General features: G+C 69.6%; 20 protein-coding genes. 10 read left to right on the top strand and 10 right to left on the bottom strand.

Annotated elements, in window-relative coordinates; all coding sequences use genetic code 11:
* Positions 1-108: 108 nt before the first annotated feature.
* On the bottom strand, positions 109-1,332 hold the full coding sequence (locus C1N74_RS15640) for a hypothetical protein (protein WP_137750883.1): 1,224 nt from the start codon (positions 1,330-1,332) through the stop codon (positions 109-111).
* The gene (locus tag C1N74_RS15635) at positions 1,329-2,315 is read right to left on the bottom strand and encodes a hypothetical protein (protein WP_137750882.1); all 987 of its coding nucleotides are present in this window, start codon (positions 2,313-2,315) and stop codon (positions 1,329-1,331) included. The genes C1N74_RS15640 and C1N74_RS15635 overlap by 4 nt, the downstream gene beginning before the upstream one ends.
* Before the next feature lie 175 nt (positions 2,316-2,490).
* Between C1N74_RS15635 and rpsF the strand changes: the two genes are divergently transcribed.
* The 4 genes from rpsF to rplI are packed head-to-tail and all read left to right on the top strand — an operon-like array spanning position 2,491 to position 4,161.
* Entirely contained in the window at positions 2,491-2,847 is a 357-nt protein-coding gene (gene rpsF / locus C1N74_RS15630) for a 30S ribosomal protein S6 (protein ID WP_036305492.1), read from the top strand.
* A gap of 5 nt (positions 2,848-2,852) precedes the next feature.
* Positions 2,853-3,383, top strand: a complete 531-nt coding sequence (locus tag C1N74_RS15625) for a single-stranded DNA-binding protein (RefSeq protein WP_023953543.1) — start codon at positions 2,853-2,855, stop codon at positions 3,381-3,383.
* Between the two features lie 59 nt (positions 3,384-3,442).
* Positions 3,443-3,697, top strand: a complete 255-nt coding sequence (rpsR, locus tag C1N74_RS15620) for a 30S ribosomal protein S18 (protein WP_023953545.1) — start codon at positions 3,443-3,445, stop codon at positions 3,695-3,697.
* Positions 3,698-3,708: 11 nt separating this feature from the next.
* Positions 3,709-4,161, top strand: a complete 453-nt coding sequence (gene rplI, locus C1N74_RS15615) for a 50S ribosomal protein L9 (protein ID WP_137750881.1) — start codon at positions 3,709-3,711, stop codon at positions 4,159-4,161.
* A gap of 261 nt (positions 4,162-4,422) precedes the next feature.
* Here rplI and C1N74_RS15610 read toward each other — a convergent pair whose 3' ends face one another.
* Complete coding sequence (locus tag C1N74_RS15610) at positions 4,423-6,213, bottom strand: chaplin family protein (protein WP_137750880.1); 1,791 nt, start codon at positions 6,211-6,213, stop codon at positions 4,423-4,425.
* An 80-nt stretch (positions 6,214-6,293) separates the two neighbouring features.
* The gene (locus C1N74_RS15605; RefSeq protein WP_137750879.1) at positions 6,294-7,412 is read right to left on the bottom strand and encodes a hypothetical protein; all 1,119 of its coding nucleotides are present in this window, start codon (positions 7,410-7,412) and stop codon (positions 6,294-6,296) included.
* Between the two features lie 463 nt (positions 7,413-7,875).
* Between C1N74_RS15605 and dnaB the strand changes: the two genes are divergently transcribed.
* The 4 genes from dnaB (at position 7,876) to C1N74_RS15585 (ending at position 10,953) form a co-directional block, all read left to right on the top strand.
* Positions 7,876-9,246 carry a replicative DNA helicase gene (gene dnaB / locus C1N74_RS15600; RefSeq protein ID WP_036304736.1) on the top strand — a complete coding sequence of 457 codons (1,371 nt, stop codon included), beginning with the start codon at positions 7,876-7,878 and terminating at the stop codon, positions 9,244-9,246.
* Positions 9,247-9,319: 73 nt separating this feature from the next.
* Positions 9,320-9,667: a hypothetical protein gene (locus tag C1N74_RS15595; RefSeq protein WP_137750878.1), complete on the top strand. Its 348-nt coding sequence runs from the start codon at positions 9,320-9,322 to the stop codon at positions 9,665-9,667.
* Positions 9,664-10,566 carry an ATP-grasp fold amidoligase family protein gene (locus C1N74_RS15590; protein WP_258317947.1) on the top strand — a complete coding sequence of 301 codons (903 nt, stop codon included), beginning with the start codon at positions 9,664-9,666 and terminating at the stop codon, positions 10,564-10,566. Before C1N74_RS15595 ends, C1N74_RS15590 begins: the two co-directional genes overlap by 4 nt.
* Before the next feature lie 93 nt (positions 10,567-10,659).
* Entirely contained in the window at positions 10,660-10,953 is a 294-nt protein-coding gene (locus C1N74_RS15585) for a hypothetical protein (RefSeq protein WP_023953555.1), read from the top strand.
* Position 10,954: 1 nt separating this feature from the next.
* On the opposite strand, the gene C1N74_RS15580 is transcribed toward C1N74_RS15585, so the two are convergent.
* Complete coding sequence (locus C1N74_RS15580) at positions 10,955-12,058, bottom strand: epoxide hydrolase family protein (RefSeq protein ID WP_023953556.1); 1,104 nt, start codon at positions 12,056-12,058, stop codon at positions 10,955-10,957.
* Between the two features lie 88 nt (positions 12,059-12,146).
* Here C1N74_RS15580 and C1N74_RS15575 point away from each other — a divergent pair, with 88 nt between their 5' ends.
* Both C1N74_RS15575 and C1N74_RS15570 read left to right on the top strand, forming a co-directional pair.
* Complete coding sequence (locus C1N74_RS15575; RefSeq protein ID WP_137750877.1) at positions 12,147-13,487, top strand: APC family permease; 1,341 nt, start codon at positions 12,147-12,149, stop codon at positions 13,485-13,487.
* A gap of 82 nt (positions 13,488-13,569) precedes the next feature.
* Positions 13,570-13,761 carry a hypothetical protein gene (locus C1N74_RS15570; RefSeq protein ID WP_137750876.1) on the top strand — a complete coding sequence of 64 codons (192 nt, stop codon included), beginning with the start codon at positions 13,570-13,572 and terminating at the stop codon, positions 13,759-13,761.
* Positions 13,762-13,808: 47 nt separating this feature from the next.
* Here the strand turns inward: C1N74_RS15570 and C1N74_RS15565 are convergent, their stop codons facing one another.
* From C1N74_RS15565 to C1N74_RS15545, 5 genes are all read right to left on the bottom strand, one after another.
* Positions 13,809-14,519, bottom strand: coding sequence for an ABC transporter ATP-binding protein (locus tag C1N74_RS15565; RefSeq protein WP_023953559.1), 711 nt, complete (start codon positions 14,517-14,519; stop codon positions 13,809-13,811).
* Between the two features lie 35 nt (positions 14,520-14,554).
* Positions 14,555-16,045, bottom strand: coding sequence for an ABC transporter permease (locus C1N74_RS15560; protein WP_137750875.1), 1,491 nt, complete (start codon positions 16,043-16,045; stop codon positions 14,555-14,557).
* A gap of 129 nt (positions 16,046-16,174) precedes the next feature.
* Complete coding sequence (locus tag C1N74_RS15555; protein WP_137750874.1) at positions 16,175-17,587, bottom strand: NAD(P)/FAD-dependent oxidoreductase; 1,413 nt, start codon at positions 17,585-17,587, stop codon at positions 16,175-16,177.
* A complete protein-coding gene (locus C1N74_RS15550; RefSeq protein ID WP_137750873.1) occupies positions 17,584-18,432 on the bottom strand; it encodes a UbiA family prenyltransferase in 849 nt (282 codons plus the stop codon). Before C1N74_RS15550 ends, C1N74_RS15555 begins: the two co-directional genes overlap by 4 nt.
* A 66-nt stretch (positions 18,433-18,498) precedes the next feature.
* Positions 18,499-19,428, bottom strand: coding sequence for a hypothetical protein (locus tag C1N74_RS15545; protein WP_137750872.1), 930 nt, complete (start codon positions 19,426-19,428; stop codon positions 18,499-18,501).
* Positions 19,429-19,451 lie beyond the last annotated feature (23 nt).

The raw sequence follows: 19,451 nt of genomic DNA, 5'->3' as shown, positions 1-19,451 counted from the left end.
GATTCGCCCGGCGGTGCTCGGCGAGGTCCCAGTTCGGCCGGGTATCGGGGGGTGATTCCCGGCCCAGATGGGACCTCGACCGACCGACACGGGTGCCGCGCCGGCGGGTCAGCGCACGGCGGCGAAGATCCCGCCGATGAAGGCGATGACTGGGCCGATGGCACCGACGGTGACGATGAGCAGCACCACGACCACTGCCATCCACGGCACGCTCTTCTTCAGCCGCTGGCCGGGGGCCGCGACACCGGGCGGCGGCCGCAGCAGTCCCGGCGGCGGCATGACGGGCAGCGCGGGTGCGGCGCCGGCAGCCGCACCCGGTCCTGCCGCAGCCGGCCCAGCGGTCGCGGCCTCCGCGGCACCGCCCGGCGCCGCCCCCACACCGGATGCCGCCGGCGCCGCCAGCCGGTCGTCGCGCCAGCGCTCCCACTGTGCGAACTTGTCGATCATCGCGCCGACGGCGCCGAACAGCCACGACCAGGTGGCCGGGTCGAGGGTCGAGAAGTCGCGCTTTCCGTAGAAGAAGAGCCAGTCGTCGACGATCTCGACATCCAGTGCCGCGGCGTTGTCGACGAACCGCGCCATGATGTCGGGCGTGAAGAGGTACAGCGCGTCGCGTTCGTATCCGCGCGGGCAGTAGAGGCGGAAGTACCGGTCGAAGTCGCCCTCGAGGCTCAGGTGCTGGTCGCGGTCGAACGCGACGGGGAGGTTCGAGCCGAACAGCCCGTTGTTGCCGAGCGCGTCGAGCACGATGTGCGGCAGGGGAGTCGACAGGTGCACCGCGACGTAGCCCCACGTGTGCGTCTGCTGGTTCTTGCCCGACCCGGTCGTGTAGCGGTAGTTCGCGAACTCGACGAAACGCGGCTGGTCGCCGCGGACGAGATTGGATGCCATCCGCCCCGACCCCTGCGAGAAGATCATGCCCGGCAGCGGGGGCTGGGGCCGCTGCGGCTCGAAGCTCATGCCGTTGGCCCGCGCGAACCCGTCGAGCCGGTACCAGACCGCGGCTTGCGCAGCGCGCTGTCGGCGGACGAAGAACGGGATGAGCGCCGCGAGCGCGATCAGGATGACGAGGGGGATGACGGGCGCCAGCGAGACCACCGCGCCGGAACCCGACTGCGTCCCGATGGCGAACACCAGGCCGCCGACCATGGCCGACAGGACGCCGCCGAACACCAGCACCACGAAGACGATGACGACGATCGCGATGATCACGCCGGCGGTGCCCGACCCGCCGGGAAGCCGGCCGCTGTCGGCCAGATGCTTCCGGAACGCACGTGCGGTGGCGGGCGACACCGGCTCGAGCAGGGGCCGGGGGTCGAACGGGACGCTCATCGATTCACCTCGTCTGCTCCCCACGACAGGGATGCGTCGGCCGGCAGGGGCAGGGCTTCGAGCTCGGGGGAGCGGCAGATCGCGTCGACGAGCTCCCTCGAGCCGCCGACGATCGTCGAGTCGAAGTCGACTTCCGAGACCATGACCCAGGCGCGGTCCGCGGGCCAGAGCAGGCTCGGGCTCTGCGACGTCGGCACGGCTCCCATCGCCTCGGCGGCGAGGTCGCGCCACGGCATCCGCAGCTCCCAGTCGTCGTCGGCGAACTCGTCGACAGCGCCGCGGAACAGGACGAACGCCCGCTCCGGCAGCCTCAGCCGTGGTCCTTCCGAGATCTCGCGCGAGAGGATGCCCTCCTGCCAGGTGGGTTTGCGGAAGACGCTGTTGAAGCGGTCGCCGATCGACGACCCGAGCATGCGGTTGTGGCGGGCGAGGGTCGCGTCGTCGGGGTCGCCGGGCTGGAAGACCGTGCGCGACGGGGCGCGTCCGAGGTGCCCGAGCAGGCCGCCCCGGCCTTCCCAGAGGCCCGCGGTCACGTCATCCGGTGTCGACGTGTGCCCGATCAGCTCGCGGGCGAGAACCGCCATGTGGTGCGGGTCGAGCTCGCCCTGCGCGGGCGCGACGAACCAGCGGCCGTCGGGGGACGCCGTCTGGTTCGAGCCGAACTCGGGCGAGCGCACGATCGAATCCCACTGCGCCAGCGGATGCAGTGTCGTCCCGAACGCGGCGGCGGTCTCGGCCCATGTGGCGGGATCGGTGACGAGGTCTGCCGCCACCTGCTGCGACTGCTGCCACGGCATCTCGACCCACGCATCGAACGGGGGGAGTGGCGCGCCGTCCGCACGCGACTGAACGGATGCCGGATGCAGGATGCGCGCGTACGCCTCGAAGCCCCGCGGCACCACGTCGTGGACCGTCCCCCGCCACGGATCGTCGATGCGCTCGCGCAGCCAGTCGCCGGTCGAGACGTACGCGGTCCACTCCATGCGCCCACGCTACCGGTGACCGGTCGGCGGCATCACGCGCGATCAGGTAAGCTGTTGTGGTTGTCCGACCTCGGTTGGGCACGTGCTACACACCCTCCTGCTTCCGGGAAACGCCCGGGAGCCGTTCTAGTCCGAAGGAGGTGGGTCAGTGACGCACACGTACCAGTACGAGCTCATGGTGATTCTCCAGCCCGAGATCGATGAGCGTCAGGTTGCTCCCAACCTTGACAAGTTCCTCAAGGTCATCACGAATGACGGCGGAACCATCGAGAACATCGACATCTGGGGCCGTCGCCGCCTGGCGTACGAGATCCAGAAGAAGAACGAGGGCATCTACGCCGTCGTCAACTTCACCGCGACGAGCGAGACCACGCAGGAGCTCGACCGCCAGCTGAAGCTGAGCGAGTCGATCATGCGCACCAAGGTCCTGCGCGCCGAGGAGGCCATCGCACAGGTCGCCGCCGAGAAGGCGCGCTCCGAGGCGAAGGCCGCCCGCAAGGCTGCCGCCCCCGCTAAGGCTGCGAAGGCGTAAGGCTCATGGCCGGCGAGACCGTCATCACCGTCGTGGGCAACCTCACGGCAGACCCCGAGCTGCGTTACACGCAGAACGGCCTGCCGGTGGCGAACTTCACGATCGCCTCGACTCCTCGCACCTTCGACCGTCAGGCGAACGAGTGGAAGGACGGCGAAGCGCTGTTCCTCCGCGCGTCCGTGTGGCGTGACTTCGCCGAGCACGTGGCGGGTTCGCTGACCAAGGGCATGCGGGTCGTCGCGACCGGCCGCCTGCGTCAGCGCTCCTACCAGGACCGTGAGGGCCAGAACCGCACCGCGATCGAGCTGGAGGTCGACGAGATCGGCCCCTCGCTGCGCTACGCGACCGCACAGGTCACGCGCGCCGCATCCGGCTCCGGTGGTGGTGGCGGCGGAAGCTTCGGCGGCGGTCAGCAGTCGCGCCCGCAGCAGCAGGTGCAGGAGGAGCCGTGGGCGACCCCGGGTTCTTCGGCTCCCGACGCGTGGAGCGCACCGGGTACCAGCGGCGCCTCCTACGGCGACGACACCCCGTTCTGAATCGGATTCCGGATGCTGCGCGCAGCGGCATCCGATCATCACTCTCGTAAGGAAAAACAATGGCTGGAAAGGCAACCGGCGACCGCCGCAAGCCGCGGAAGGGCGCGAAGAACGCGGCCCCCGCGAAGGCGATCCGCGTCGGCGTCATCGACTACAAGGACGTTTCGACGCTCCGCAAGTTCATCTCGGAGCGTGGGAAGATCCGCGCCCGTCGTATCACCGGTGTCTCGGTGCAGGAGCAGCGTCTGATCGCCAAGGCGATCAAGAACGCGCGCGAAATGGCGCTCCTGCCTTACGCCGGCGCTGGCCGGTAAGGAGCACCGACATGGCAAAGCTGATTCTCACGAACGAGGTCGCCGGGCTCGGAAGCGCCGGTGACGTCATCGAGGTCAAGAACGGGTACGCCCGCAACTACCTCATCCCCCAGGGCTTCGCTGTGGCCTGGACCCGCGGTGGCGAGAAGCAGGTGGCGTCCATCCGCGCCGCTCGCGACGCCCGCGCGATCCACGACCACGAAGAGGCCGTGGCCCTCAAGAACAACCTCGAGTCGAACAAGGTCAAGCTGTCGGTCAAGGCCGGCGCCGAAGGCCGTCTGTTCGGTGCAGTCAAGCCCGCCGACGTGGCTGACGCCGTCAAGACCGCTGGTCTGGGCGACCTCGACAAGCGCAAGATCCACATCTCCTCGCCGATCAAGGCCGTGGGCGAGCACGAGGCGACCATTCGCCTGCGTGACGACCTCACCGCTGTGATCACCCTGCAGGTGGTCGCCGCCAAGTAATCCCTGGCGCACCGTACGGATGCCGCGGACCTTCGGGTTCGGGGCATCCGTCGTTTCCGGGGTGTGCCGCGGGCCGGGATGCAAGATTTCTGGGCCGACACCCCGCGAGCGGATGCCGAGCCCCGGGGTGTCGGTGCAGATCCCTTGCATCCCGGCGCGGTGGCGTGCCCGTCGATGGCGTGACCCCTGGGCAGGCCGGAGCGGATGCCGCAGGCCGAGGCCCGCGGCATCCGCTGTATCCGAGACTGACTCCTGTCGGGATCAGACCGTCGCGCGGCGGCGCAGAGCGACGAGGACGAGCCCCATCAGCGTCAGCGCCAGGGCGCCGATGCCGAGAGCCATCGGAGCCTCACCGCCGGTCTTGGCGAGCATCAGCGGGCGAGCCGACGCTGCCGAGGCCGTCGTGCCGACCACAGCGGTGTCCGTCGTGCTCGACGCGGTCGGAACCGCGGGGGCTCCGCCGTTGCCGTCCGTGCTGGGCGTGGTTCCGGGGTCGGTGCCCGGGTCGGTTCCGGGGTCGGTGCCCGGGTCGGTTCCGGGGTCGGTGCCCGGGTCCGTTCCGGGGTCGGTGCCCGGGTCGGTTCCGGGGTCGGTGCCCGGGTCGGTTCCGGGGTCGGTTCCGGGGTCCGTGCCCGGGTCGGTTCCCGGGCCGGCCGGGGTGACGACCTCGGTGGTCGAATCGCCGATCACCGAGATCGCGGTTCCGGTCAGCGAGATCGGGGCAGTGATCGGGAGCACCAGCTGGGTGCCGCCGAGGATGCTGTCCGAGCCGCTGGTCGACGCGCCGCTCGTGGTGCCCGTCGTGCCGCCGTTACCACCGGTGGTGGTGTTGCTGGTGGCGTCGCCGATGACCGAGACGGCGGTTCCGGTGAGGTCGATCGGTGCGGTGACCGGGGCGACGACCTGGGTGCCGCCGAGGATGCCGTCGGTGCCGTCGGTCGACGCGTCAGCCGCGGAGCCGCCGTTGCCAGCGGTGTTGCTGCCGCCGGTGGTGTCGGTGGTGGCGTCTCCGATGACCGAAACGGCGGTGCCGGTCAGGTCGATCGGTGCCGTCACGGGTGCGACGACCTGGGTGCCGCCGAGGACGCTGTCCGAGCCGCCGGTCGACGCGTCAGCCGCGGAGCCGCCGTTGCCAGCGGTGTTGCTGCCGCCGGTGGTGTCGGTGGTGGCGTCTCCGATGACCGAGACGGCGGTGCCGGTCAGGTCGATCGGTGCCGTCACGGGTGCGAGCACCTGGGTGCCGCCGAGGATGCCGTCGGTGCCGTCGGTGGTTGCCTCGGGCGTGGTGCCCGTGGTGCCGCCGCCGTTGCCGGCCGTGTTGCTGCCGGTGGTGGTGTCGGTGGTGGCGTCCCCGATGACGGAGACGGCGGTGCCGGTGAGGTCGATCGGTGCGGTGACCGGTGCGACGACCTGGGTGCCGCCGAGGATGCCGTCGGTGCCGTCGGTGGTTGCCTCGGGCGCGGTGCCCGTCGTGCCGCCGTTGCCAGCGCCGTTGTCACCGGTGGTGGTGTCGTTGGTGGCGTCTCCGATGACCGAGACGGCGGTGCCGCTGACCTCGATCGGCGCCGTCACCGGAGCGACGACCTGGGTGCCCGAGGCGACGCCATCCGACCCGTCCGTTTCTGCAGCGGGTGCCGGAGCGGTCTGCGCCGGAGCAGGAGCCGGCTCGGCGGGTGTGCTGCCGCTGTCCGTCGACGACGTGCTGTCGCCGACGACGGCGACGGAGGTGCCCTCGACGGTCACGGGCACGGAGACGCTGATGAGCGCCTGCGACCCCGAGCCGACGCCATCCGAGCCGCTCGTCGAGCCGCTGGGCGCCGGTGCCGACTCCGGTGCGCTCGAGCCTGACGTCGAGCTGTCCGCGTCGCCGAGGACGGCGACGGACGTCCCGCTGACCGTGATCGGAGCGTCGACGGAGATGATGCCTTGGGTGCCCGAGAGCAACCCGTCCTCTCCCGTGGTGTCGGCCGCGTGGGCGACCGATGCGCCGAGGATCGTGATCCCCCCGGCGACGAGCGTGCCCCAGATGGCACGCGAGACGATGGTGTTCATGATTGTTCTCTCCTTGAGAATGACGAATGGATGGCGCTGCGCGCCGATGGTCGTGCCGCTCGAGCGCGGCCGGCCGTTCGTTAGTCAGGAGAGACGTCGGTGGGGTAGACGGGCGAGATCGGGCCCGTCGAGTTCGTGAGGCGTCCGCGGCGTCCGGGGAGCAGGAACGCTGCTCCGGCGAATGCGAACAGGGCTGCGGCGATACCGCCTCCGGCAGCGGCGGCGCCGGCCGAGGCCGCGCCCGGAGCGCTGACGGCGAGGCCACCCGACGCCGGTGCGCCCAGAGCGAGCGCATGACCCGCGACGGCGGGTGCCTCGCTGGCCGCCGCGGCGAACAGTTCGGATGAGGGCGCGAGAACCTCGGCCGACGTCGCCAGGACGCCGAAAATGCCGAATGGGCCGTCGGTCGACGTGGACGTAGCCAGGTCGCGTGCCAGACCGAGGGCGACGGTGGAGAGCGCGTCCAGCGGCGAGCTGGTGGCGATTCCGGGCTCCGGCGTCTCGCCGGGAAGCAGGGGGACGAGCGGCTGCGAGCCGCCGGGTACAACGGCATCCGTGATCGGGACGATGACGGGAGTGAGTGCGTCCGTGACGGGCGCGAGGGCATCGGTCACCGGAGCGAGCACCGCCACGACGGGTGCCAGGGCGCCGTCGAGGATGCCGAGCACGGGAATCACGGGGGCGCCGACGGCATCGGTCACCGGAGACAGTGAGCCGACGATCGGTGCGACGACAGGCGCGAGGTTCTCCGTGACGGGCGCCGCGACATCCGAAACGGGCTCGATGACGGGAGCCACGGTGTCGGCGACCGGCTCGACCACGCCTGCAGCCGGCTGCACGGCCGGGGCGACGACGTTCTGCGCGACGGGCTCGACCACCTCGCGAACGACCGGGTCGACGACCGGAACGACGGCGGGAGGAGCGGACTGGACGACAGGGGCGACAGCCTGGACGACGGGCTCTGCGACGCGGGCCACGGGCTGGACCACGGACTCGAGCACGGGCGCGACGACGTCTTCGACGGCACGGTCGACCGGATCGGTGACGGCGGAGACGATGCCCTGCAGAGGCCCAGTCTCTTCGTCGGCCGCGTGGCTCGCGGGCGCGAGTGCGAGGGAGAGCGCCGTCCAGGCGAAGGCGAGACCGACGCCGGTGCCGAGGATCGGCACCCAGCGAGGGGCACGGCGGTGCTGGGCCATGACGAGCGATCACCTCCCCCGAGAGCGTCGACATCGTTCGCACGGGAGACCCCATGCCGTCGGGTACTGCTTGGCGAAGAAAGATACTCCTGTCTCGGGCAACTGTCTAGGGTTCCACTGAGTTCGTCATGAGCCCGTCCTGAGGATGCCGCGCCGGGGGCGCCGAGTCGACTTGACAAGGCGGGCGTTTTACACAAGTGAGTCCCCAGATGAACAACCTTCAAGTGAGACTTCAACCACGATCTTCATCCACAGGTTGGGGAAACTTAAACCCCTGATCAATGCCTACTTACTCGTGGACTTTCCACGTATCCCCGGGCGTTTTCCACAGGACTTCTTCACAACCGTCGCGGCGTTTCCCGCATCCTCTCCACAGAGTTATCCACAGGCCGGTTTGCGGGTGTCGGACGCCCTCCATACCGTGTACTCCGGCTCGGTCACAGGCCAGGATGCGGGGGTGCGGATGTCGATCGCGGACATCTCTGACGACAGGCTCGGCGGACGGCGCGAACCCGATCGCACCCCGCCGCACGACATGCTCGCCGAGCAGAGCACGCTCGGCGGCATGCTGCTGTCGAAGGATGCCGTCGCCGACGTCATCGAGACGCTCCGGGGCACCGACTTCTACGTGCCCAAGCACGAGCTCATCTACGAGGCGCTCCTCTCGCTGTACTCCCACGGTGAGCCGACCGATGTCGTGGCCGTCACCGACGAGCTCATCAAGAACGGCGAGCTACAGCGCGCCGGCGGCGCCGACTACCTGCACACGCTCACCTCGATCGTGCCGACCGCGGCGAACGCGGGTTACTACGCGACGATCGTCAACGAGCGCGCCCTGCTGCGCCGCCTCGTCGAGGCCGGAACCCGCATCGTCCAGATGGGCTACAACGGCCAGGGCGACGCGGTCGACCTCGTCAACAACGCACAGGCCGAGATCTACTCGGTCACCGGCGCCGAGAAGGCCGAAGACTACGTGCCCCTCGAGGTCGCGGTCACCGCGGCCATCGACGACATCGAGGCCGCCCGTGGTCGCGACGGCCAGATGACCGGCATCCCGACCGGCTTCTCGGGGCTCGATCAGCTGACGAACGGTCTCCACCCCGGCCAGATGATCGTCGTCGCGGCGCGTCCCGCCATGGGTAAGTCGACCCTCGCGCTCGACTTCGCCCGCGCTGCCGCGATCAAGAACAACTCGCCCACGATCTTCTTCTCTCTCGAGATGGGGCGCAGCGAGATCGCGATGCGCCTGATGAGCGCCGAAGGCGCCGTGCCGCTGCAGTCGATGCGCAAGGGAACGCTCGACTCGCGCGACTGGACGACCGTCGCCGCGACGCGCGGCCGTATCAACGACGCGCCCCTCTACATCGACGACAGCCCGAACATGACGCTCGTCGAGATCCGGGCGAAGTGCCGACGGCTCAAGCAGCGTGTGGGCCTCAAGATGGTCGTGATCGACTACCTGCAGCTGATGACGAGCGGTAAGCGCGTCGAGTCGCGCCAGCAGGAGGTCTCGGAGTTCTCCCGTGCCCTGAAGCTGCTCGCCAAGGAGCTGCAGGTTCCCGTCATCGCGCTGTCGCAGCTGAACCGTGGTGCCGAGCAGCGTGCCGACAAGAAGCCGGCGATCAGCGACCTTCGTGAGTCGGGCTCGATCGAGCAGGACGCCGACATCGTCATCCTGCTGCACCGCGAGGCCGCCTACGAGAAGGACAGCCCGCGCGCCGGCGAGGCCGACCTGATCGTCGCCAAGCACCGTAACGGTCCGACCGACACGGTGACCGTGGCGTTCCAGGGTCACTTCTCGCGCTTCACGGATATGGCCGTGGGGATGGACTGAACGGTCAGCCGACGACCGTTGTAGTCCAGTGCGCGCGATCACGCGCATCCGCCCTCGGCCCGTTGGGAGCCTGATGCCGTTCCGCAGTAAGGAGTCGCTCGAGCGCTGGCTCGGCGAGTTCCACGAGCAGCGGGGAGCGGGTGAGCTCATCCGCGTCCTCGTGCAGGACGGTTCGGAGGGATCGGACACGGGGCTCGTCGTCGTGCCCCTCGCGAACTCTTCCGTGTCGGTGTTCATGGAGCCCATCGAGATCGGTGATGCCCGCTGGCGGATCACCATCGAACCGCAGCCCGACTTCACCATTCTCAGCAGCTTCCAGATGCACTCGCTCGCCGCAGAATTCAACGTCGCCGCCGAGCTCTGCGCGTTCCTCGAGGCGAAGTCGATCGGTCACGAGGAAGACGACCTCGACGAGTCGTGACACCTCGCCATCATGGCGTCCGCTGGCGCGAGCGCAGTCGGCTGGTCCGGATGCTGCGCCTGTGGCGCACACGCAATCCGACGACGTTCCGTGAGAAGGTGCGGTACAAGATGCTGCGCGACCGCCGCAGCCTCATCGTCACCTTCGCCGACAAGGCCGCCGTGCGCGACCACGTCGCCGCGGTCATCGGCGAGCAGTACCTGCCTCGCGCGTACGCGATCGTCGAAGATCCGCAGAGCCTGCTGGACCTCGACTGGCCCGATGCCTACGTCGTGAAGCCGACGCACGGGAGCGGCGCTGCGATCGTCATGTCGGCCGCCGCCTCCGCGGATGCCCGGCTTCCGGAAGCGCGCTGGGGGTGGGTCTATCGGCACGTGCGCCCGGAGTTCGCGAACCCGCACGACCTCGCGGCGATCGCCGCGGGCTGGCTCACCAAGCTGTACGGTCAGGGCCCGAATCGCGAGTGGGTCTACGGGCAGGTGCCGCGCCGAGTCATCGTCGAGGAGTTCCTGGTCGGTGCCGACGGCGGCATACCGGACGACTACAAATTCTTCGTCTTCCATGAGCGATGCCACTTCATCCAGGTCGACGGCGGACGCTTCGGCGGTCGCACGCAGGACTTCTTCCGACCCGACTGGAGCCGCATCCCTATGAGCGGCGGCCCGCCCTGGGCTGATCCCGAGCGCTCGCGGCCGGCGCATCTCGACGAGATGATCAGCATCGCCGAGCGGCTCGGCGAGGGCACCGACTTCGTGCGCGTCGATCTGTACGACGTCGACGGTCGCGTCGTCTTCGGCGAGCTCACGAGCTTTCCCGCCGGCGGCGACAGCCCGTTCGATCCGGAGTCGTACAACACCGAGTTCGGCCGCCCCTGGACGGTGCCGCGGCGCTACCGCTGACGCCGTGCCTCACCCGTGCGCCGGATGCCGGCGCGTCCGAATTCCTTCGCACGGCGGAGGCGCGACGAACCGCGCCTGCATAGCGTCGTATCCATGAGCACCGCCACCGCGAACCAGCCCACCGACCGTGCGACGCGAGAGGCGTCTTGCCTGCAGATGGCGAGGACCTGGCTGCCGGTCGGATCGGCCATCGCCCTGCTGGCCCTCATCGTTTGGGCGATCGTCGCGGGCGTGAGCGGATCGCCTGCGGGCGTCATCGCGGCGACCTCGGGAGCGGCGGCGGTCGCCGTGGCCGGGAGTACGGGCCTCGTCGGCATCACCGCGCGGTTGCGTCAGCTCGGCGTGGTGCGGGCCCGCCACCCCCGCACTCGTCGGCTCCGTAGCTGACTCAGTCGAGCGCGGCCGCGATGGCGCGGTCGAGGTCGCGGACGTATGCCTCGGGTTGCTCCCACGAGGGAAAATGACCGCCCACCGGGTGCTCCTCGAAGGCCTCGAGGTCGAAGAGGCGCTCGGCGAAGTCGCGCGGGGCGTTGACGAGGTCGTCCGGGAAGATCGAGAGCACGACCGGGATGCGGCCGGGTATCTTCGTGTTCGGCGGCGCGGTCCGCAGTGCATAGGGGCCGAACGACGAGCCGATCGCGCTGGTGAACCAGTATGCCGATACCCAAGTGAGAACCTCGTCGTGCGAGAAGACGCTGGTGATGTCATCGCCGTGGTCGGTCCAGGTCCAGAGCTTCTCTCCGATCCAGGCGAGCAGTCCGGTGGGGGAGTCGGTGAGCGCGGCGGCGATGGTGGCGGGTTTCGTCGCGTGTTCGAGGCTGTATGCGGCCTCGGTGGTCTGCCACCGGTTCCAGCGGTCGACGTAGTCGCGCTCCGTTGGACTGAGGTCATCGGGGATGCCGCCGGCGAGGTGTCTCTGCGACACGTCGGTCAGGTGTGCCGCCGCGACCATCGAGGGGTGATTGCGCATCAGCGCCTCGGCGACGTTGCATCCGATGTCGCCGCCGCTGACCACGAAACGTGTGTACCCGAGTCGGTGCATGCCGGCGGCGACGACGTCGGCCATCTCGTTCGCCGACATCCCCTCGGCCGGCGCGTCGACGCTGAACGGATAGCCGGGCAGCGCGGGCGCGACCACCGTGACGTGCCGGAGCAGTGGCAGCACCTTCTCGAACCGCAGCACCGAATCGGGCCATCCATGGAGGAGGAGAACCACGGGGGCGTCCGGTTCCGCCTTCTGGTGGATCACGCGAAGCGGGTGTGGCGCGTCGACGAGCTCCCACGGCAGGGCGAGGATCCGGTCCTCCTGCGTGCGCCAGTCGAACCCGTCCGTCCATCGCGCGACGAGCGTGTCGAGCCAATCCAGATCGACACCGGCCGGGGGTTGCCCGCCGAGGAGCGCGGCGAACCGACGCCGACGGCTGAGACGCGCATGCAGGTCGGCGATCGCCTCGTCGCTGACACGATCGGGGGCGTGGTGCTCGTTGGTCATGCCCCGAGTATCCCGCTCGCGTCGCCGCACCGCAGAAGCTTGTCAAGCCGCTACGGGTTTCGGGATGCCGCGACCTAGCGTTCGCGGAATGAGCAAGACCGATACCCCTGCACCTACCCGCCTCTGGCGAGGAATGGGCGGACCGCTGCTGTTCGCCTTCATCCTCGGTGACGTTCTGGGTGCGGGTGTCTACGCGCTCATGGGGGTGCTGGCCGAGCGCGTGGGCGGGATGCTGTGGGCGCCCTTGCTCGCCGCCCTCGTGCTGGCGCTGCTCACCGCCGGGTCGTACGCGGAGCTCGTGACGAAGTACCCCCGGGCCGGCGGTGCGGCCGTCTTCGCCGAGCGCGCGTTCAAGAACAAGCTCGTGTCGTTCCTCGTCGGCTTCTGCATGCTTGCCGCGGGCGTCGTGAGCGCAGCGGGGCTGTCGATCGCCTTCGCCGGTCAGTACCTGCAGACGTTCGTCGAGGTTCCCGTGGTGCCGGTAGCGATCGTGTTCCTGGCCGTGCTCGCGGCGCTCAATGCCCGCGGCATCCGGGAATCGATGGGTGCGAACTTCGTCATGACCGCCATCGAGGTCTCGGGGCTGGTGATCGTCGTGGTCGTGGTCGGTTTCCTCCTCGCCGGCGGAGGCGGGGATGTCTCACGCGTCACGCAGGTTCCCGAGGGCACCGGTGTCGCGTCGGCCGTGCTCGCCGGAGCGATCATCGCGTACTACTCGTTCGTGGGCTTCGAGACGTCGGCGAACATGATCGAGGAGGTCAAGGAACCCTCGAAGATGTACCCGCGCGCGCTGTTCGCCGCTCTCGGTGCAGCCGGGCTGGTCTACGTGCTGGTCGGCCTCGCGAGCAGCATCGCGCTGCCGCCCGAAGAGCTGTCGAGCTCGAGCGGACCGCTCCTCGCGGTGGTCGAGGCGAGCGGTGTCGCCATCCCCTCGTGGCTATTCAGCCTCATCGCGCTCATCGCCGTCGCCAACGGTGGACTGCTGACGATGATCATGGCGAGCCGCCTCACGTACGGCATGGCAGAGCAGGGGCTGCTGCCGCGTGCTCTGTCGCGGGTGCTGCCCGGGCGCCAGACGCCGTGGGTGGCGATCCTCGCCACGACGCTCGTCGCGATGCTGCTGACGCTCGTGGGCGACCTGGCGCTGCTCGCCGAGACGGTCGTCCTGCTGCTGCTCTTCGTCTTCCTGAGCGCGAACATCTCGGTGCTCGTGCTGCGCCGCGACCGCGTCGATCACGATCACTTCCGCGTGTGGACGTTCGTTCCCGTGCTCGGCGTCGCGTCGTGCCTGCTCCTGCTCAGCCAGCAGACCCTGCGGGTGTGGATCTTCGGCGCCATCCTCATCGTGGTCGGCGTGGGACTCTACTTCGTGGCCCGTTGGGCGCGTGGTCGCGGGGAGCGGGAGCAGGAGCAGGCAGCATCTCGATGATGCGGTAGCCACCGCCGTCCGAGATGCTTCGTGGGCATATCGTTAGTAGCCTAACGATATCCACGAGAAGGAGGGCGTCAGCGTGTTCGTGCTGTTCTTGGTTCTGTTCCTCGGTGGCATGTACCTGATGGGTGCCGCTTTCAACGTCGCGGAGTTCCCCGGCCTCGTCTTCACCGGAGGGCTGCTGGTCACGTCGGCGGCCGTCGGCATCCCGTTCCTCATCGCCGCGGTCGAGCACCGTGGTGAGGAGCGCAGCGACGGCAGCACGCGCTGAGACATTCGCGGCGCGTGCTGCCGGTGGCTGTCTGCGGCTGCCGGTGGCTACCGGTGCGACTCGCTGACGACGCCGGCCGCGAGCCGTAGCCGTCGGCCGGCACGCGCGGCGACGGCGGAATCGTGGGTGACGACGATCAGGGTGAGGCCCTCGGCGTGCAGCGAGTCGAGCACTCGAAGGATGTCGTCGCGCATCGATTCGTCGAGGTTGCCGGTGGGCTCGTCGGCCAGCAGGACGCGCGGACGCTTCGCGATGGCTCGCGCGATCGCCACCCGTTGCTGCTGACCGCCGGAGAGCTCGCCGGGCAGGTGGTCGGCGCGTTCCGCGAGGCCGACGCGCGCGAGCGCTTCAGCCACCCGCGTCCGGCGCTCCTCGCGCGGCAGGCCGAGCGGCTCGAGTCCCATGTCGACGTTCTCCGATGCGGTCAACGTCGGTATGAGGTTGAAGCCCTGGAAGACGAAGCCGATGTCACGAGCACGGATGGCGCCGAGAGCGCGGTCGGATGCCGATGCGAGGTCAGCGTCACCGAGCTGGACGGTGCCGCTCGTCGGGCGATCGAGTGCCCCCAGCAGTTGCAGGAGCGTCGACTTGCCTCCGCCCGTCGGGCCCTGGATCGTCACGAAATCGCCTGCTTCGATCTCCAGGTTCACGCCGGCGAGAGCGCGAACAGAGCGCCCGCCGCGGGAATACTCCTTCGTCACGTTCTCGATCCGGTAGCCGGCGGTCCGTGTCGGCGTCGTGATGGGGGTGTCGGTCATGGTCTCTCCTTCGGGTGAACGCGGGTCGTCGATGCTCATGCGACAGCTCGCAGGGCCTCGGCGGGCCGGAGTCGCGCGGCACGCCAGCCGCCGAGGATCCCGGCGACGAGGCCGCCAGCCAGGGCCAGCGCGAGCGCGAGCAGCACGATCGACGGAGCGATCGGCGCCGTCAGCACGATGTCTCCCGCGACCGTCGCCTGCTCCGACATCGACCCGGGGCCGCCCATTCCGCCCGGGAAGCCCGCCGACCCTGCGGGGCCCGATTCGGCGGCGACGGAGACGGTGGGTGCGACCGCGGTGATGATGAACGCGCCCACCAGGCCGACCACGGTGCCGATGACACCGCCGATCGCACCCTGGACGATCGACTCGCCGGCGACCTGGCCGACGACGCGACGGTTGGACCATCCGATCGCCTTCAGCGTCCCGATTTCCCTCGTGCGACGCGAGACTCCGGAGATCGTGAAGAGGACCGCGAGGGCGACGGCGACGACGAGCAGGATGACCGAGAGCCAGGTGCCGAGCCCGGAGATGAGGGCGCTGGCGCTCGACAGCGAGGACGACACGCTCGAAGCCAGGTCCGACTGCGAGTTGACGGTCGCGTCCGGCAGTTCCGCCTCCAATGCGGTCTTCACCGCCTCGATCGAGTCCGCGGACTCCGCTTGGACGTAGACCGTCGAGACGACATCCCCCGCACCGGAGATCTCCTGTGCCGTCGCCAGAGGCAGGTACACGTCGGCCGCGGTGTCGGCATCAGCGGTGGCCGACGCGACGATGCCCACGATCTCGACATTCGTGCCGCCGACGTCGATCGTGTCTCGGACCGCCAGGTTCTCGCTGGTGGCGTAGGTCGCATCGATGACGGCCCGCGTCTGGCCGTCATCGGATGCTGCCAGGGCTCGGCCGTCGGTGACCTCGACGGCCGACAGCGGCCCGATGCCCGACGCGTCGGTGGAGACGCCGAGAACGGTGAACGAATCGATGTCGAACGAGCCGCCGCCGAAGCCTCCACCCGGACCACCCTGGCCCTCGCCGGGAACGCGCTGCTGCGCCGAGGCCTCGCCGTCGCCTTGAACGTCGTCCGCAACGCCGTCTCTCGGAGCCTGCGGCAGCTCCCCGTCGAAGTTCGTGTTGGTGAGACTCAGTGCGCCGACGGCCGCTGCGACGCCCTCGGTTCCCGCAACGGCGTCGACCGTGCTGCCGTCGAGGGTGCCGCGCCGGAAGTCGGTCATCAGTCTCGACTGACTCAGGTTGGTGGCCCCGTCCTCGCCGGTCTGCGCGTCACCGCCGCCGAACTCGAAGCTCGGTCCGCCCCCCTGCCCCGGTTCCGACTCGGCGCCGGACACGGTCAGGTCTGTGCCGACGCCGTACACGGCTGCGAGGGCCGACGACTGAGCGTCCTTCACGCCTGCCGCGAGGGCGTTGACGATGATGACCAGCGCGATCGCGATCGCGAGGCCGGCTGCGACGATGGCGGTCTGCTTCCTTCGGCCGGACAACTCCCGGCGCAGATAAGTCAGGTACATGGGCTCTCCTTCGGGGCGCACAGAGCGCCGACGAACGAGAAACTAAGCGGCCCGCCGATGACGAGCGTTGGCTTTTCTTATCTACGACTTATGTAACCGGGGCCGTGCGGCGTGGAACCGCGAACGCGCTCAGGCCGGATGCCGCTTGAGCAGCTTCGCTGCCACGATCATCGCGCCGCCGAGCACGGCGGGGACGCCGCCGCCCGGGTGAACCGAGGCGCCGACCCGCCAGAGCCAGGGTGCGCGGAGGTCGTGCTGCGCGGGCTGGTGCAGCGGGCCGCTCATCCACAGCGGTCGCGACGCCCCGTAGAGGGCGCCGTGGGGTTCGCCGAACGATCCGAAATAGCGGGGGTCGAGCACGGTCGTCTCGGTCATCCCGTCGGTGAGGAGTCCATCGAGGCCCATGACGCCCGAGATGCGCTCGATCTCGCGCCTCACGAACGGGTGGTCGAGCGAGTAGCCCTGGCCGTCGGCGGGGCTCGTCAGCAGGACGGCGAGCGTGCCGCGGTCGTTCGGGTAGATCTCGCCGGCCCGGTAGTGGTTGACGAACGCCATCGTGTCGGCGGGCTCATCGCCGGCGGCGAGACTGCGGTGCAGGGCGTCGGGCTTCGTGGGCAGGATGACGCTGTGCGCGGCAATCCGCTCGGGGAGGGGCGTCTCGAGCACGCCGTAGATCGCGACCGCCGAGCACGACAGCTGCGGCGAGCCGGGAACCACGCGGCGCCGCCCCAGCAGTCCGTCGAGCCGTGACGCGTCGAGACCGCTCACGACGACATCCGCGTCGTGCACACCGCGCTCGGTCGTGACGCGTCCGCGCTCGATGCGCGTGACGCGCTCGCCGGTGCGGATCTCGACGCCCGCGGCATCCGCCAGCCGCTGCAGCGCGAGGACGATCTCGAACACCCCACCGCGCGGCACCCACACCCCATCGGCGGCCATGACGGCGGGCATGCTCGCGTAGAGCGCGGGAGTGCGGGAGGGGGAGACCCCCGCGTTGAGGGTGTGGATCGCGATGATCTCGCGCAGGCCCTCGGGCATCCAGGTCAGGCTGTCGAGGTAGGCCCGGGTGCTGAGGCGCCGTCCGTATACGGCGAGCAGCCGACGCAGTGCGGGCAGCGACGCGCGATCGAGCGGGTCGGCGACGAGCAGCGCGGCGACGTCGTCCGCGAGGGATGCGTGCTCGTCGCTGAAACGCTTCCACGCGGAGTGCCAGGGGTGCCCTTCGGGCACGGGCAGCGAGACCTCTTCGCCCCGGTAGTAGTAGCGGCCCACCTCATCCAGACGCACGAGGTCGAGCCCACCGGCATCCGTGCCCGTTCGCGACCCCGCGCCCAACCGGCGCAGCAGCTCGTCCCAGACGGACGGGAACGTGACGAGCGATGGGCCCGTGTCGATGCGCTCGCCGTCGAGTTCGATGCGTCGGCTCTTGCCGCCGACGGTCTCGGCCGCTTCGAGCAAGGTCACGCGGTGACCGGCGTGGGCGAGCAGGGCGGATGCTGCGAGCCCGCCGAGGCCCGCCCCGACGACGACGATGCGGCTCATGGATAGACCCCCAGGAACATGGCTGCGAGCAGCAGCCCGCTGGCGACCGAGCCCGCGATGTACGGGAACGCGATCGACAGCGGGTAGAGCCTGCGACCGGTGGCGGGCGTGGGGCGCAGCAGCATCCAGACGACGAGGGTACCGGCAAGGGCGAGGTTGACGAGGGCGACGGGCAGGCTGACGAGCGCGAACAGCACCGTCGAGACCAGCCACCACGCCCCGCTCCACAGGGCCGTCCCACGCGGGCCGAGCAGGACGGCGGTCGTGGTGATGCCGGCCTCGCGGTCTTCGTCGATGTCCTGCACGGCGTCGTAGGCGTGCTTCGCGACGCTCCAGGCCAGCAGTCCGACGACGGCGGGCCAGACCGGCGGCGCCTCGAGAGCGACCGGCATGATCAGCAACGGCAGGCCGTATGCGGCGTTGCTCAGCGAGTCGAGGAACGGTCGCGCCTTGAACCGCAGCGGCGGAGCAGAGTAGAAGACGAACACGCCCGCGTAGAGCAGAATCAGACCGACCGCCGCGATGGGCAGCGCGATGACGAAGTAGACGAGGAACGGGACGTTGGTGATGGCCACTGCCCATGCGATCAGCTTCACCTCGCGGGGCTCGATTCGCGCACCCTCGATCGACCCCTTGCGCGGGTTCAGCGCATCCGTGTCCTGATCGAAGATGTCGTTCACGCCATAGATCAGCAGGTTGAACGGCAGCGTCAGCCAGATCAGCAGCGGAATCGCGGCGACGTCGATGAGCTGACCGGTCAGCCACATGCCGAGCGCGCCCGTGCCGATCGTGTTGATCCACAGAACGGGCCGCGAGATGTGGACGAGGCGCGCGATCGTGGTCATCCGAGGTCCGTCCGATCCAGACGCGGCATGTCATCGTTCACGCGGATGCTCACGTCTCACGGTACCTCAGCGACGAAGGGGCGCAGCTCCGCTGCTCTCGACGCGGGTTCGGCGACGAAGAGCGGTTGAGATCAGCGCGCCGACTGCGCCGATGCACGCCGCCATGATCAGCGGCGGCACGGCGAGATCGACGGCGGTCAGCGCCATCACGAAGACCCCGATGCCATAGTCGGCCATCTCCGCCGGGTAGGGCGCCAGCACGCGCGTCCCCGCGGCGGACGAGACGGCGGTGAAGAAGGCCGGTCCGACCCACAACGCGGCCAGGCTGACGACGACGGCCGCGACCCGCCCGGCCGTGCGGAACCCGCACCATGCGATGACGGCGCCGACGAGAACGGCAGGAAGCCACCGCAGCAGCAACAGAACAGCCGAGGTAGCCGGGTCGTTCGTGAGCGAGAGATAGCTCTGCAACGGCAGTCCGATCCACCCGGGGACGGTGATCGCCGTGAGCGACAGAGCGATCGCGGCGCCGGGGACGGGGCCTCGCGCGGTGAGAAGCAGCACGAGCATGCTCATCAGCAGCGAGACGACCATGACCGCGATCACGGCCGCCGCATAGAGGACGCGGCGGCTCGAGTCCTCGAGCATCGATACCGTCACGACCGACGACTGCACGACCGCGATGACCTGGATCACGGCTACCCCGAGCACGAGCAGGCCTGTCGCGTGGCGGGGGCGGCGGTGGCGCAGCGTGCGTGCCGAGAGGCCCGCGACGGCGCCCCCGACGACGAGCAGTGAGACGATCGTCGTGAGGAAGTACTGGCTGAACGGCAGCAGGGAGAACGGCGTCGTCAGGTCGGTCTGATCTGCGGCGAGATTCTGCAGGGGGAGCCGCGCGCCGGTGATCAGCCAGGGCAGCAGACCCGCGACCGCGCTCCCGGCCCCGACGAGGACCCAGACGGCGCCGGACAAAGGGGGGCGGTGGATGCTGCTCACCCGCGCAGACTATCGACACCGGA

Origin of the sequence: Microbacterium sp. SGAir0570 (assembly GCF_005491085.2) — a bacterium.
Taxonomy (GTDB): domain Bacteria; phylum Actinomycetota; class Actinomycetes; order Actinomycetales; family Microbacteriaceae; genus Microbacterium; species Microbacterium arborescens.
Note: the sequence above shows the minus strand (reverse complement) of the source record. Positions and strands in the feature narration are given on the sequence as shown.